Origin of the sequence: Klebsiella sp. HMSC25G12, assembly GCF_001807705.1 — a bacterium.
In the GTDB taxonomy this organism is placed as follows: Bacteria; Pseudomonadota; Gammaproteobacteria; order Enterobacterales; family Enterobacteriaceae; genus Klebsiella; species Klebsiella variicola.
The window spans coordinates 47,504-61,923 of record NZ_KV789904.1 but is presented as its reverse complement, the minus strand read 5'-3'; the positions used below and the strand labels follow the sequence as shown (position 1 = coordinate 61,923).

Below are 14,420 nucleotides of genomic sequence, written 5' to 3'. Positions count from 1 at the left end.
GTGAATTATTTACGACGCGTCGAACGCTTATCGTTAAACGTAAACTTCTGCCGTCTCCTGTCTTTTAGATAGGAAATAAAACTGTATACAGAGATGCTGAAGAAAAATATGCATAGCAATAATATTAACCACGTTTGCATGGCCATCGTTTTTACCTTATTTGTGCTGCATGGTGTCAGAATTTACCGCGAACGGCTATTACGTTTTGTTATATGTTTTCCTGTCCACTGAAAATCATACGACATCATCCTGATGTGCTAGCACTATAAGAAAGTTCTTAAGCGCGTCGTCAGTCTCATTCCTCTCATTTCTCTCAGAAAATGAGAAAAATTAACACTTGCGAGTTATTCACACCCCGCGCAGCGGCCAGATCGCGCTTTCGATCAGGAAATAAACGCCAGTCCTTTGCCAAAGATCGCTCGTACGGGCAGGTGGATCCCTTGCTGGCGCGCCTTATGGCGCAGGCGGCTAATCACCACGTCGATGCGGTGCAGGTCAGGCTCGCTGTCGTGGGAAAACAGGCAGGCATGGAGGTCCAGCTTGCTGCACACCTCGTTGCGATTGCGCATTAACAGCTCCACCAGACGGTACTCCTGCTGGGTTAACTCCAGCGTCCGGGCATCGGGAGAAATCAGTTTATCCTCATGCAGACGCCACAGTCCGGTGGCGGCGGATGACGCGGTGCCGGGCGCCTCCGACGGAAGGGGGGCGGGTCGATCCTGCTGCAGGCGGGCGCCAAGGGCGGTGAGGGTCTCCGCAAGGTGGGCGAAATTAACCGGCTTAATCAGGTAAGCATCGGCCCCAAGGCTGAGCGCCTGCAGTTTATCCTGCTGCTGGCCGCGGGCGCTGACCACCACCAGACCGTAATGCCCCAGCTCATGCAGGTAGCTCAGCACGCTGAAGCCATCTTCCCCGGGAAGGCCGATATCAATCAGCACGATGTCCACCGGATGGCTATGCAGTTGTCGCCAGAAGGCTTCGGCGCTGCGCGAGCCCCACACCTCGAAGCCGCGATAGCCCAGCCAGGCCAGCAGTTCATCCAGCAGATCGGCGTTATCTTCAATTATCGCCAGCCGTAAAGCCATACGTCGTTCTCCTCTTAAGCAACTGTCGGGAGGGTGAGAATAAAGGTGCAGCCGTCCGGGCCATGCTCGGCCAGCCACAGTTTGCCATCATGAGCCTGCACGATCTGACGCGCAACATACAGTCCGAGACCGGTGCCGCCCGGCACCGGCGACGTGTGCTCGCCGCGACGATAGCGCTCAAAGATCAGTTCCGCTTGCCCGTCGGGCAGGCCCGGGCCGTGGTCGCGAATGCGCAGCTCGGTATGCCCGGCTTCGGAGCGGATATCGATGGCGATTTCACCGGGGGGCGAATACTTCACCGCGTTATCCAGCAGATTGGCGATGGCGATGCACAGCAGGCCGGCATCGGCCTGCAGTTGCGGGCTTTCCACCGCGCCGTGATGGCGGATGTTCAGGTAATGGTCGTGGGAGATGGCCACCACCGAGGCGGCCATGTTGATCACCGACAGCAGGGCGGTCTGCTGGCGATCGACGTGCAGGTCGTGTGAGGCGAGCCGGGCGTCGGCAAGGCAGTTATCGGTGAGCTGCACCAGACGGGTGGCGGCGCGCCCGATGCGATCGAAGCGCGCCTCCTGGCTGGCCGAGGCGGCCGAGAGGCGGAGATTTTCCAGCGCTGCCTGGATCACCGCCAGCGGCGTGCGGAATTCGTGCGCTACCATGCCCATAAACTGTCGCTGATGGAAGCTGGCTTCACGCTCAATCTGCAGCTCACGCGCCAGGCGCTGCTTCTGCTCCAGCTGGCGGTTTTCAGCGCGCACCCGCAGGATGGCAATGATCAGCACCGTAATGATGTGGACGATCAGCGCATACTGCCAGAGGGAATAGATCGCCATATGGAACGGGATTATCCCGTGGATAGACAACTGCACCAGCACCGCGGCGGCGACGTAGAACGGCGGCAGCAGACCCAGCAGCAGAGTGTTACGGTCGATGGCTTTTTTGCGCCACAGCCACCAGGAGGTGAACAGCAGCACCGGGGTGATAATGATGAAGATCACCCCTTCAATCTGCATCGCGAAGCCGTAAAACCCGAGCGGAATACTGACCTGCAGCACCAGGTTGAGGACCACCGCGGCGATCAGCAGCTGATGAAGCCGCGGCATATTCTTCTTCAAATCAAAAATCTCGCTGTGCAGCCAGAGGGCGGTAGCATAGCTGAACAGGGAGAGGCTGCTGATCATGAAGTCCTGGAACGGCAGCGCCGCGTGGCCGAAAAACCACTCCGGGAAGCCGTGCAGGGCGGCCACCAGCGGATAATTGAGCGAGAAAAGACAGATGCCCCACAGCAGACGCCGGCGCAGGGCCAGCGCCAGCCACAGCGCCACGCCGCTGGCGACGGCGGCCAGGCCGAAATAGAAGCTCCAGAAAGCGGTGTCGGCGGTCGCCCGTTGTACAAATTCCTGCGGCGAAGAGAGCGAGGCCAGCAGGATCAGGGTGCTGGTGCTGTGCAGGCGAAAGACCACCTCATAGCCGGCGGCGGTTGGCGGCGGGGGGATAATCAGCACGCTTTCCCGGTAGTGCAGGTCGCTCTCGCGGGCGACGTCGCGGTCGCCAAAGGTGCGCTGTTCCCAGGGGGCATCGCTGCCCAGAGGCCGGTAGTAAATGGTCAGATGGTCGACAAAAGAGGGGCCCAGCTGCAGCCAGCGCGGCTCCCCGGCAAACCACGTTCCCGGCAGCTCGCTGTGCAGCCACCAGGTTTTTCGCGAATAACCAAAGGAGGGGATCTGCCGGGTGGTGGCGAGCTGGTCCGTGGGCAGGGCGGCGAAGCGATCGACCGTCATCTGGCCGCTGGCGTCCGCGTACCACTGGACCGGAATATCAATGCCCACCTGGCGCGTCGCCGCCTGCGCCTGCGGGGCGACCAGCAGCAAGAGTAATCCATAGCTGAGCAGCCAGCCTGCCAGGAACTGCGGCCGGCAACGCCGGACCGCTGCGAAGATCGCAGACACCCTTTTCAATCACGCCCCCTTGCGGCATGCCAACGATACAGACCGCAGACATCTGGCTACGGTATGGATAATACGCCCCCGGAAGTGGGGAAGAGTGGACAGGCCTGTCCGGACGAACAGGCCATTTTGCGTGGGAGACCAGGAATATTCCAGCGTAATCTGCATCGGCAGGATCAGGACAGACCTGCTGCGCGGCGGCGGCGGGCTGGGGTTAGCGGAAAACCACCTGCGCCCAGCGGGCCAGCCCGGCGGTTACCGAGCCAAAATCATCGCCACCGGCCAGCGGAATACCCGGCAGCTGGGCGGTCAGCGCCTTTTTGATCAGCGGCGAGCGGGCGCTGCCGCCGGTAAGATAGATCACATCCGGGGTGGTCTGGCTGCTGTCGAGCGCGAGCTGCACCTGTTCCATAATGCGGGTCAACGGTTGATCCAGCGCCGCTTCCAGACCCTGCTGGGCGATGGCGGTGGCCAGCTCGTCCTGAATAAACGGCAGCGCGGTTTCGACGCTGGCGGCGCTGGAGAGGGCGATTTTGCTCTCTTCGGCGCTGCGCACCAGACGATAGCTGAGACGCTGGCGCCAGACCTTCAGCAGCAGAGCCACCTTGTCGGCATCCCGGGCGCTGCGCAGCAGATCGTTAAGCAGACGGCCGTTGGCGGTGCTGTAGAAATCACTCTGCGCCGGCACGTCGTTGATGGCCACCGCGTTCCACCACGGGAGGATCGGCAGCGCGGTGCCTTTCTCCGTTTCGCCGCCCATACCGAGAAGGGGCATCAGGCATTTGAAGGCCAGGGCAATGTCGAGGTCGTTGCCGCCGATGCGGCAGCCGCTGTGGCCGAGCAGGCTCTGCTGGCGGTCGGCGCGCTCCCGCCACTGCGGGCCCATCAATAGCAAGGAACAGTCGGTGGTCCCACCGCCGATATCGACGACCAGCACCCGTTTTTCTTCATTGAGGGTGGCTTCGAAATCGAGCCCGGCGGCAACCGGTTCAAACTGGAAGACCACATCGCGGAAACCGGCGCGGAGAGCCGCCCGCTCAAGGATCCCCTGCGCCTGGGCGTTCGCGTCGTCGCCGCCGAGGCCCTGGAAGTTAATCGGTCGGCCAATCACCGCCTGGTCGATCTGCTCGGGCAGCTGGCTTTCGGCCTGCAGTTTGATGTGCAGCATCATGGCGCAGACCAGGTCTTCAAACAGGGCCACCTGCTGCGGCTTCAGCCCGCTGGCGCCGAGGAAGGATTTTGGCGATTTAACGAAGTAGACCTCTTCCGGATCTTCAACATACTGATGCAGCGAGGCGAGACCGAACTGCACGCTGTTGCGCAGCACCTCGATGTCTTCGTCGCGGTTGGCGGCAATGGCCCGGCGCAGCAGCGCCTGGTTTTCATCGCTGTGGGTGGGGACGTCATGATGGCGATAGAGCCACTCGCTGACCGCTTCGCGCGTTGGCGCGCAGAGCATCGAGGGCAGCAGCGCGCTGCCGTTTTCCAGTGTCAACAGCTGAGGGGTGTTTTCCCGCATCACGGCCACCGAACAGTTGGCGGTGCCGTAGTCAAAACCAATAAACATCGTCTGCAAAATCCCCATGCCGTTGAAGAAGGGGGGCGACTTTAGCGGATCGTCGCCATGGCGACAACTGGAATTTAAAAGCAAGGCGCTGACGGTCAAGGGCGACTATCATTGAAACGCTATATAAAGGAGAGCTTATGGTGCTGTTACCCTGGACCCCGCCTTACGACTGGGCGTGGATGGTTGGTTTTTTGCAGGCGCGTGCCGTCGCCGGCGTCGAGCGCTTTGATGAAGGAGGCTATAGTCGCAGCTTTGGCGTTGAAGGGCATCGCGGGCTGATTCATCTGGCGCCGGACGAAGAGGCGCAGGGCCTGCGGGTGACCCTCTCCCCGGGGCTGCAACCGGTGGCGGAGATCTGCTATGCGCGAATTGGCCAGCTGTTTGATTTAGCCTGCGACCCGCGGCAGGTCGCCGGGGCGTTGGGCTTTCTGGCCCAGGCGCGGCCGGGGCTGCGCCTGCCGGGGGCGCTGGATGCCTTCGAACAGGCGGTGCGGGCGGTGCTGGGCCAGCTGGTGAGCGTGGCGATGGCCGCCCGGCTCACTGCCAAAGTGGCGGCTGGCTGGGGCGAACCGCTGACGGAGGCGCCCGGCTATGTGTTGTTCCCGACGCCAGAGGCGCTGTCCCGGGCCGACCCGCAGGCGCTGAAGGCGCTGGGAATGCCGCTTCGGCGCGCGGAGGCGCTGATCCACCTCGCCCGGGCGGCGCTCAGCGGCGAGCTGCCCCTGAAGGCGCCAGCGGACATTGACGCCGGGCTGCGTCAACTGCAGAGCATGCCCGGGATTGGCCGCTGGACGGCAAACTACTTTGCTCTGCGCGGCTGGCAGGCGAAAGATATCTTTTTGCCGGATGATTACCTGATTAAACAGCGCTTTCCGGGAATGACCCCGGCCGCCATCGCTCGCTATGCCCGTCGCTGGCAGCCGATGCGATCGTATGCGCTGTTGCATATCTGGTATACCGATGACTGGATCCCGGCGGCGGAATAGCCGTCCGGGGCGCATACCACTGGTATCGGGACGCTGAAATCCCTATAATTGCCGCGTTTGGCGGTCCGCCGCCACCCTCCATCTCTATCCAGGTTAATCAGGTCGCAAAAATTTATGACTGATATGTCCCATCAGTGCGTCATTGTAGGCATCGCCGGCGCATCGGCTTCTGGCAAAAGTCTTATCGCCAGTACTCTCTATCGCGAATTGCGTGAACAAGTTGGCGACGAACATATTGGCGTCATTCCGGAAGACAGCTATTACAAAGATCAAAGTCATCTGTCGATGGAAGAGCGCGTCAAAACCAACTATGACCACCCGAGCTCAATGGACCACAGTCTGTTGTTCCAGCACCTGCAGATGCTGAAAAGCGGCCAGCCGATTGAACTGCCGGTCTATAGCTACGTCGAGCATACCCGCACGCCGAACACCATTCACGTCGAGCCGAAGAAGGTGATCATTCTTGAAGGGATCCTGCTGCTGACCGACGCGCGCCTGCGTAACGAGCTTAACTTCTCTATTTTCGTCGACACCCCGCTCGATATTTGCCTGATGCGCCGTATTAAGCGCGACGTTAACGAGCGCGGCCGCTCCATGGACTCGGTGATGGCCCAGTACCAGAAGACCGTGCGCCCGATGTTCCTGCAGTTTATTGAACCGTCGAAGCAGTATGCCGACATCATCGTGCCGCGCGGCGGCAAAAACCGCATCGCGATTGATATTCTGAAGGCCAAAATCAGTCAGTTCTTTGAATAACCTGGCCGAATTGTGTAACGTGCAAAGAGTAGCCCTGTTGCCCTCTCCGCCGCGAAGCGTGCGGGAAGCAGCCTTATAAGGAGAAAGCCCATGCGTCTGTGTGACCGAGATATCGAAGCCTGGTTGGATGAAGGGCGACTCGCCATCAATCCGCGCCCACCCGTTGAGCGTATTAATGGCGCGACGGTTGATGTACGGCTGGGTAATAAATTCCGCACCTTCCGCGGCCACACGGCGCCGTTTATCGATTTAAGCGGTCCGAAGGCCGAGGTCAGCGCCGCGCTGGACCGCGTGATGAGCGAAGAGATTGTCCTGCCGGAAGGGGAGGCCTTTTTCCTGCATCCGGGCGAACTGGCGCTGGCGGTGACCTATGAGTCAGTCACCCTGCCTGCCGATCTGGTGGGCTGGCTGGACGGACGCTCCTCGCTGGCGCGCCTGGGGCTGATGGTGCACGTTACCGCGCACCGCATCGACCCGGGCTGGTCCGGCTGCATCGTGCTTGAGTTCTACAACTCCGGCAAACTGCCGCTGGCGCTGCGCCCGGGAATGCCTATCGGCGCGCTGAGCTTTGAGCCATTATCGGGCCCGGCGGCCCGGCCGTATAACCGCCGTGAAGACGCCAAATATCGCGACCAGCAGGGCGCGGTGGCGAGCCGAATCGACAAGGATTGATAACGTCAACGGGGTGTTGCTGAGGGTGCCATGAGACGAATACTGACAACGCTGATGATCCTGCTGGCGGTCATTGTCGCCGGGCTTACCTCGTTGGTATTGCTGGTCAATCCCAACGATTTTCGCGCCTATATGGTGCATGAGGTGGCAGAGCGCAGCGGTTATCAGCTTGAACTCGATGGCCCGCTGCGCTGGCACGTCTGGCCGCAGCTCAGCATTCTCAGCGGACGCATGACGCTGACAGCCCGGGGCGCCGAAGAGCCGGTGATCCGCGCCGACAACATGCGCCTCGACGTGGCGCTGCTGCCGTTGCTGTCGCACCAGCTGCAGGTGAAGCAGGTGATGCTCAAGGGGGCGGTGATCCAGCTGACCCCGAAAACCGAAGCGGTTCGCGATAGCGCTGCGCCGGTGGTGCCGCATGACAACACCCTGCCGCAGGCCCCGGAGGACCGTGGGTGGTCCTACGACGTGCGCCAGCTGCAGGTGGCCGACAGCGTGCTCTTCTTCCAGCATGAGAACGGCGAGCAGATCACTGTGCGTGATATCCGCCTGCAAATGGAGCAGGATGAGAATCACCGGGCCACCGTCGACTTCTCCGGCCGGATCAACCGCGACCAGCGCGACCTGGCGCTGAGCTTCTCCGCTACCGTGCAGGGCGGCGACTATCCCCACTCCTTAAAAGCCGATTTTAGCCAGCTAAGCTGGCAGCTGCGCGGCGCCGAGCTGCCCCCTGATGGCATTAATGGCCAGGGCAGTCTGCAGGCCAGCTGGCAGGAAGATGGCAAAACTCTGCGCTTTGACAACCTGAATCTGATGGCCAGCGGCAGCACCCTTACCGGTAACGGCAGCGTGGTGCTGGGGGATCGCCCGGACTGGTCGCTGGATCTCCACGCGACCACCCTGAATCTCGACAGCCTGCTGGCACCCTCCTCGCCAGCGACCGACAGCAGCGCCAGCCAGCAGGGCCAGAGCCAGACGCGACCGCTGCGTCCGGTGATCGCCGACAGCGATGAGCGCGAAGATTACCAGAGCCTGCGCGGCTTTAACGGCCGGATGGCCCTGAGCGCCGACCAGTTGCAGTGGCGCGGCCTGAACTTCACCCAGGTGCAGAGCGAAATCAGCAACCAGCAGGGGCTGCTGACGGTCAGCAAAATGCAGGGCAACCTCGACGGCGGGCAGCTCTCTCTCCCCGGCACTCTGGATGCCCGTGGCGACACGCCGCAGGCGGCGTTCCAGCCGGCGCTGCAGAATGTGGAGATCGGTTCGCTGATCAAAGCCTTTAACTATTCATTAAACCTGACCGGCAAGCTGTCGCTGACCGGCGAGTTTTCCGGAACGCGCATTGACGCGGATGATTTCCGCCGTCACTGGCAGGGGCAGGCCCAGCTGCAGATGGCCGATACCCGTACCGAGGGGCTGAATTTCCAGCAGCTGGTGCAGCAGGCCGTGGAGCGCAGCACCAACGTGCGGGCGCAGGAGAATTACGACAATGCCACCCGCCTGGATTCCGTGAGCAGCCAGTTGACGCTGGATAACGGGGTGGTGACGCTGAACCGCCTGCAGGGGCAGTCCGACGTGATGGCGATGACCGGCGAAGGTCAGCTTGATCTGCAGAAAGAGAACTGCGATATGCGCTTTAACGTGCGCGTGCTCGGCGGCTGGAAAGGGGAGGGCAAACTTATCGACCGCCTGAAACAGACCGCCATCCCGCTGCGCATCTACGGCGACTGGCAGTCGCTGAGCTACAGCCTGCAGGTTGATCAGATCCTGCGCAAACAGCTACAGGATGAAGCGAAGCAGCGTCTCAACGACTGGGTTGAGCGTAATAAAGGCAGCAAAGAGAGCAAAGACGCCAAAAAGCTGCTCGATAAGCTGTAATCTCCACCACCGCGGCCCGGGCCTTCCGGGCTGTGAGATTGTCGTCAGAGGGTGATGTCATGTTGATGCCGGGTGGCGGCTGCGCCTGACCCGGCCTGGGTTGTGCGGTGGGGTTATTCCCCGGTTTATGTCGCCATCCCGTAGGCCTGATAAGCGAAGCGCCATCAGGTAATGTGGCAGCTGTAGAGCATCAATTCCCCGTGATGAGAGAATGTCGTCAAAGTGTGGAGCCCCGTTGATGCCGGGTGGCGGCTACGCCTGACTCGGCCTGGGTTGTGCGGTGGGGGTAATACCCCGGTCTGCATTGCCATCCCGTAGGCCTGATAAGCGAAGCGCCATCAGGTAATGTGGCAGCTGTAGAGCATCAATTCCCCGTGATGTGAGAATGTCGTCAACGTGTAATGTCACGATGATGCCGTGTGGCGCATGCGCCTGACCCGGCCTGGGTTGTGCGCTGGGGGTAATCCCCGGTTTGCGTCGCTATCCCGTAGGCCTGATAAGCGCAGCGCCATCAGGCAGTGTGGCTGCTGTAGAGCATCAATTCCCCGCGATGTGAGAATGTCGTCAAAGTGTGATGTCACGATGATGCCGGGTGGCGGCTGTGCCTGACCCGGCCTGGGTTGTGCGCTGGGGTTATTCCCCGGTTTATGTCGCCATCCCGTAGGCCTGATAAGCGAAGCGCCATCAGGCATGGGTTTGATTATCTGTCCCACCGCCCGGGATACCCCGGGCCAGTTTTATGCCTGACGATTATACCTCATAATCCAGCTCATCCTGCTTTACCGGCGGGACGATCTGCACCTTCTGCACCCGATGGCTGTCGACCTGCAGCGTGCGCAGGGTATAGCCGTCAATCTCAATGGTCTCCCCCACCTGCGGCACATGCTGCAGATACTCCATCAGCAGCCCGGCGACGGTGTGGTACTCCCGTTTATCATCCAGCGGCAGCGGAACGTACTGCACCAGATCCTCCAGCGGCATATGGCCGTTAACCGTCCACGAACCGTCCTGATGATGCTGAATATCATGCCGGGCATCGATCTCCTCCACCTCGTTAGGCAGATTACCGGCGATAGTCTCCATCACGTCGCTCAGGGTCACAATCCCCTCGACGGAACCAAACTCATCGACCACAAAGGCGAAGTGGGTGCGGGCCTGACGGAACTGCTCAAGCGCGGAGAGGAGCGGTAACCCCTCCGGAAAGACCAACGGCTGGCGGACCAGCACCTGTAGATCCAGCGGCTCCTGGCGCAGGGACTGCTGGAGCAGGTCAATAACGTGAACCACCCCCAGCAGGTCTTCATTATCTTTCCCGCCGGTCACCACCAGCCGGGTGTGCTGATTTTTCTCCACCAGGCTGCGGATCTCTTCCTCCGGCGCGCTGAGGTTGATGCGCTCGATATCATGGCGCGACGTCATAATACTGCTGACGCTGCGCTGATTAAGGTTCAGCACCCGCTCAATCATCAACCGTTCCTGCGGATTAAACAAAGGATGATGGTCCTGATCGGCCACCAGCGACGCCGTGTCAGCATCCAGTTCAGCTTTTTCCTTCTGACCGCTCAGCAGGTTCATCACCGCCTCGGTGGTGCGCTGACGCAGCGTCATATTGGCCGACAGGAAGCGACGGCGGTTAAACAGCGCCAGCTGGTTAAGGGCTTCAATCATGACCGAGAAGCCAATTGCCGCGTACAGATAGCCTTTCGGGATAATAAAGCTGAAGCCTTCAGCAATCAGGCTGAAGCCGATCATCAGCAGGAAGCTCAGACAGAGGATGACAATGGTCGGGTGGCTGTTAACGAAGCGCGTCAGCGCCTTGCTGGCCATCAGCATCAGGCTGATGGCGATGATCACCGCGGCCATCATCACCGCCAGGTGGTCGACCATGCCGACGGCGGTGATCACCGAGTCGAGCGAGAAGATAGCGTCGAGCACCACGATCTGCGCCACCACGGCCCAGAATTTCGCCCCTCTGCGCTGGGTGGGATTATCGCTGTCCTTCCCCTCCAGCCGTTCGTTGAGTTCGACTGTAGCTTTAAACAGCAGGAATAAGCCGCCGAACAGCATAATTAAATCGCGGGCGCTGAAGCTGAAGTCGTGAAAAACAATCAGCGGTTTGGTCAGGGTCACCAGCCAGGAGATAGAGGCCAGCAGCAGCAGACGCATGACCATCGCCAGCAGCAGACCGGTGATACGAGCGCGGTCGCGCTGGGCGGGCGGCAGCTTTTCGGCGAGGATAGCGATGAAAACCAGGTTATCGATACCCAACACCAGTTCGATAACCACCAGCGTGACGAGACCTGCCCAGATTGACGGATCGGCAATCCATTCCATATGTATTAAAACCTGTACGACTGCGGTATGTGTTACCACGATCATGGATAAGATGAGTCTAAAATGCAATAACGACGCGGATATCACTCCGCCAGGGGTGGATATATTTCCAGCAAATTAAGAGAACAGAAAAGAATTATGTTCCAGAAAAGATCAGCGGAAAAATAACAATATGGCGGAACGCGCTGGAATAAGCTTGCTGATATCAGAACCATAACCCGCTGCGTTCTGCCCGGCGCAAAAGCGCGGGCAGTCCCGTCGTTCTCCACGGTAGGCACCCTTCCTCATCCCCGGGTGAAGTGCGAAGCCCGCTCACAAAATCGGCATAATTCACATCATGAAGTGAGCGCAGAATAGTGCCGATCGCAGTTCTCTGCCGTGGTTTACGGTTATTATCCTGCCATATCTGGCTGTTTGTGCTGAAATATATTGCCTGGTGAAATTAATTATCTATATCTATTCTTTCCGGACACATGGGCGCCGCAGTCTGCAGCTGGCAGGGTCTGCGTACCAAAGGCCGCGGTGTAGGGGCCTTGCGGCGACATCGCGCTGTGCAGGGAAGCGGGCCGCTGAATATCCTGATGGAGAATAAGATTATTCTCACTTCAAACTGTTGGTAAAAGGAAGTTGTGTGTATTCTTTTAGGTGACAGTGAATTTAAGAATTTGGCGGGCAGATGCCCGGGCAGTATCCGTGTATTATCAGTTCCAATGGATTTGTGACATGTACAATTTTGCAAAACTGCGTGTTTTGCAACCAAACAGGTGAAGATGAATATGGCGAATTTGAAAGCGGTTATTCCGGTCGCAGGACTAGGCATGCATATGCTGCCGGCCACAAAGGCAATTCCAAAGGAGATGCTGCCGATCGTTGATAAGCCAATGATTCAGTACATTGTTGACGAAATCGTCGCCGCCGGGATCAAAGAGATTGTCCTGGTGACGCACTCCTCGAAGAATGCAGTAGAAAACCACTTTGATACCTCCTACGAGCTGGAAGCCCTGCTTGAACAGCGCGTGAAGCGCCAGCTGCTGGCGGAAGTCCAGGCCATTTGCCCGCCGGGCGTAACCATCATGAACGTGCGCCAGGCACAGCCGCTGGGTCTGGGCCACTCCATCCTCTGCGCCCGCCCGGTAGTCGGGGACAACCCGTTTGTGGTGGTGCTGCCGGATATCATTCTCGACGGCGGCACCGCGGACCCGCTGCGCTATAACCTCGCTGCCATGGTCGCCCGTTTTAACGAGACCGGCCGCAGCCAGGTGCTGGCGAAACGCATGCCGGGGGATCTCTCCGAATACTCCGTTATCCAGACCAAAGAGCCCATGGTGGCGGAAGGGCAGGTGGCGCGTATCGTCGAGTTTATTGAAAAACCGGACGAACCTCAGACCCTGGACTCCGACCTGATGGCGGTGGGCCGCTACGTGCTGTCGGCAGATATCTGGGCTGAACTTGAACGAACCCAGCCGGGCGCCTGGGGCCGTATCCAGCTAACCGACGCCATTGCCGAACTGGCGAAGAAGCAGTCCGTTGACGCGATGCTGATGACCGGCGAAAGCTATGACTGCGGTAAAAAAATGGGCTACATGCAGGCCTTCGTCACCTACGGGATGCGTAACCTGAAAGAAGGTACCAAATTCCGCGAAAGCATTAAAAAACTGCTGGCCTGAGCGCCGGCGTAAGGGTGAGCGGCAGGGCAGGGGTATTTTGCCAGGCCGCTCATAACGTTATGCAGAAATTATTCATAACGTGAATGTTATAACGATTGTAAAGAAACGTATGGCTTCGGAGACTTCTGGTAGTTTGTCTCTGGCCTCTGTGGTGCAATGGTCGGAGTAGCGGCAATAATGCTTTGTGAATAGTCACTTAGTGCGACAATTCTTAAAGCGCAGGGAAAGCGGTCAACGTCAGCCAAAAATAAAACTTGACTGCGATCATGTTTCCGCTTTAAACATCTCACTTGCATGCATAAAAATGTGAAATGAATTGGCATGCGAGCTGGTACAGACATTACGGATAATCCCTGAGCACGGCAGTGGACATCATCGAAGGATCACAGGTATATGAACTGGCAACTCATCTCATTTTTTGGCGATAGCACCGTTTTGCTGCCCAGCGCAGCGGCGCTGTTTATTGTCCTGATGCTGCGTAAAACGTCGCGGTTGCTGGCGTGGCAGTGGAGTTTGCTGTTCGGCATCACCGGCGCCATCGTCTGCGCCTCTAAACTGGCCTTTATGGGCTGGGGCTTGGGGATACGCGAGCTGGACTACACGGGCTTCAGCGGTCACTCCGCGCTCTCCGCGGCCTTCTGGCCTATTTTCCTTTGGCTGCTCAGCGCGCGTTTCTCCGCCGGTCTGCGTAAAACGGCCGTAATTGCCGGCTATGCTTTGGCTGCTCTGGTAGGTTATTCACGCCTGGTCATTCATGCGCATTCTGTTTCGGAAGTGATTGCTGGCCTGTTGCTCGGCGCCGCTGGCAGCGCTTTGTTTCTGCAACTGCAAAAACGTACCACTCATCCGGAAAGCGTGAATATCTCATGGGGCGGAGTTGCATGCCTGGTGATGGTTCCGCTTATCCTTTTGCATAGTGGCAGCAAAGCACCGACTCAATCCCTGCTGGGACAAATCGCCACTGCGGTGGGACCGCTGGATAAACCCTTTACCCGGAACGATTTGCATAAGCAAGTATGGTAATCGCCATTTGTTTTACCGGGGAAATTACGTTTTCGCCGGTTAATTAGACAAATAAGAAAATAATCTACTATATACCGGTCAATTGATAATTCATATTTATGAAATAATGAAGTGCTACTACATTGTTATTGAATATTTGCCTGGATATAGCGGTGCTAAGACGTTTCTTAAATGCGCTGAGAAAATACCTGGAGCTGATTCACTGTATATCCAGAAAACAGGAAACTATTAGAAATTGTAGTTGACTATTACGCTAGCATCTGATTTTTCAATGGCCTTGCTCTTGTAAAAAATGTGTTTTTACAGATGGTTAGGTGTTTATGTGCTGACATTACAACATCGTACGACTGTCCACCAGTCGAAAGCAGTAAATAATCTTAATTGATAACACGCTTATTTTTTGCCAGTAAAACACCGGGCGGCGTTAATTGGCAGATATTCGGTCTCAAGACTCCCAATTGGGACCGAAATCCCGTAAACTTAACGCCGCTAAAATAAGGCCTGAC

Annotated in this window: 10 protein-coding genes and 1 pseudogene; 6 read left to right on the top strand and 5 right to left on the bottom strand. The window is 58.4% G+C overall.

Annotation, left to right across the window (positions count from 1 at the left end):
• Positions 1–5: 5 nt before the first annotated feature.
• The 4 genes from HMPREF3096_RS30530 to yegD all read right to left on the bottom strand — a co-directional run bounded on the left by HMPREF3096_RS30530 (position 6) and on the right by yegD (position 4,598).
• On the bottom strand, positions 6–146 hold the full coding sequence (locus tag HMPREF3096_RS30530) for a small membrane protein (protein ID WP_046621842.1): 141 nt from the start codon (positions 144–146) through the stop codon (positions 6–8).
• 237 nt (positions 147–383) lie between these two features.
• Entirely contained in the window at positions 384–1,085 is a 702-nt protein-coding gene (locus HMPREF3096_RS17560) for a response regulator transcription factor (protein ID WP_064142788.1), read from the bottom strand.
• A 14-nt stretch (positions 1,086–1,099) separates the two neighbouring features.
• Entirely contained in the window at positions 1,100–2,956 is a 1,857-nt protein-coding gene (locus HMPREF3096_RS17555; RefSeq protein ID WP_038422736.1) for a sensor histidine kinase, read from the bottom strand.
• Between the two features lie 289 nt (positions 2,957–3,245).
• Entirely contained in the window at positions 3,246–4,598 is a 1,353-nt protein-coding gene (yegD, locus tag HMPREF3096_RS17550; RefSeq protein ID WP_016531337.1) for a molecular chaperone, read from the bottom strand.
• 137 nt (positions 4,599–4,735) lie between these two features.
• Between yegD and alkA the strand changes: the two genes are divergently transcribed.
• From alkA to asmA, 4 genes are all read left to right on the top strand, one after another.
• Complete coding sequence (gene alkA, locus HMPREF3096_RS17545) at positions 4,736–5,584, top strand: DNA-3-methyladenine glycosylase 2 (protein ID WP_064144556.1); 849 nt, start codon at positions 4,736–4,738, stop codon at positions 5,582–5,584.
• Positions 5,585–5,698: 114 nt separating this feature from the next.
• Positions 5,699–6,340 (top strand): uridine kinase, encoded by a 642-nt coding sequence (gene udk / locus HMPREF3096_RS17540; RefSeq protein ID WP_002912442.1) that lies wholly within the window; start codon positions 5,699–5,701, stop codon positions 6,338–6,340.
• Between the two features lie 90 nt (positions 6,341–6,430).
• Positions 6,431–7,012, top strand: coding sequence for a dCTP deaminase (dcd, locus tag HMPREF3096_RS17535; protein ID WP_004151145.1), 582 nt, complete (start codon positions 6,431–6,433; stop codon positions 7,010–7,012).
• Positions 7,013–7,042: 30 nt separating this feature from the next.
• On the top strand, positions 7,043–8,890 hold the full coding sequence (asmA, locus tag HMPREF3096_RS17530; RefSeq protein ID WP_064144555.1) for an outer membrane assembly protein AsmA: 1,848 nt from the start codon (positions 7,043–7,045) through the stop codon (positions 8,888–8,890).
• A 750-nt stretch (positions 8,891–9,640) separates the two neighbouring features.
• Here asmA and HMPREF3096_RS17525 read toward each other — a convergent pair.
• Positions 9,641–11,224 (bottom strand): TerC family protein, encoded by a 1,584-nt coding sequence (locus tag HMPREF3096_RS17525; protein ID WP_012967582.1) that lies wholly within the window; start codon positions 11,222–11,224, stop codon positions 9,641–9,643.
• 770 nt (positions 11,225–11,994) lie between these two features.
• On the opposite strand from HMPREF3096_RS17525, the pseudogene galF reads away from it, so the two are divergent.
• Together galF and HMPREF3096_RS17515 are read left to right on the top strand one after the other, a co-directional pair.
• A pseudogene (gene galF / locus HMPREF3096_RS17520) lies at positions 11,995–12,969 on the top strand (GalU regulator GalF).
• 315 nt (positions 12,970–13,284) lie between these two features.
• Positions 13,285–13,914 carry a phosphatase PAP2 family protein gene (locus HMPREF3096_RS17515; protein WP_064144554.1) on the top strand — a complete coding sequence of 210 codons (630 nt, stop codon included), beginning with the start codon at positions 13,285–13,287 and terminating at the stop codon, positions 13,912–13,914.
• Positions 13,915–14,420: the final 506 nt, after the last annotated feature.

What these genes read in the sequence shown, in the direction of transcription:
- HMPREF3096_RS30530 (WP_046621842.1), bottom strand. Translation starts at nt 146, where the DNA reads ATGGCCATGCAAACGTGGTTAATATTATTGCTATGCATATTTTTCTTC.
- HMPREF3096_RS17560 (WP_064142788.1), bottom strand. Translation starts at nt 1,085, where the DNA reads ATGGCTTTACGGCTGGCGATAATTGAAGATAACGCCGATCTGCTGGAT.
- yegD (WP_016531337.1), bottom strand. Translation starts at nt 4,598, where the DNA reads ATGTTTATTGGTTTTGACTACGGCACCGCCAACTGTTCGGTGGCCGTG.
- alkA (WP_064144556.1), top strand. Translation starts at nt 4,736, where the DNA reads ATGGTGCTGTTACCCTGGACCCCGCCTTACGACTGGGCGTGGATGGTT.
- udk (WP_002912442.1), top strand. Translation starts at nt 5,699, where the DNA reads ATGACTGATATGTCCCATCAGTGCGTCATTGTAGGCATCGCCGGCGCA.
- dcd (WP_004151145.1), top strand. Translation starts at nt 6,431, where the DNA reads ATGCGTCTGTGTGACCGAGATATCGAAGCCTGGTTGGATGAAGGGCGA.
- asmA (WP_064144555.1), top strand. Translation starts at nt 7,043, where the DNA reads ATGAGACGAATACTGACAACGCTGATGATCCTGCTGGCGGTCATTGTC.
- HMPREF3096_RS17525 (WP_012967582.1), bottom strand. Translation starts at nt 11,224, where the DNA reads ATGGAATGGATTGCCGATCCGTCAATCTGGGCAGGTCTCGTCACGCTG.
- HMPREF3096_RS17515 (WP_064144554.1), top strand. Translation starts at nt 13,285, where the DNA reads ATGAACTGGCAACTCATCTCATTTTTTGGCGATAGCACCGTTTTGCTG.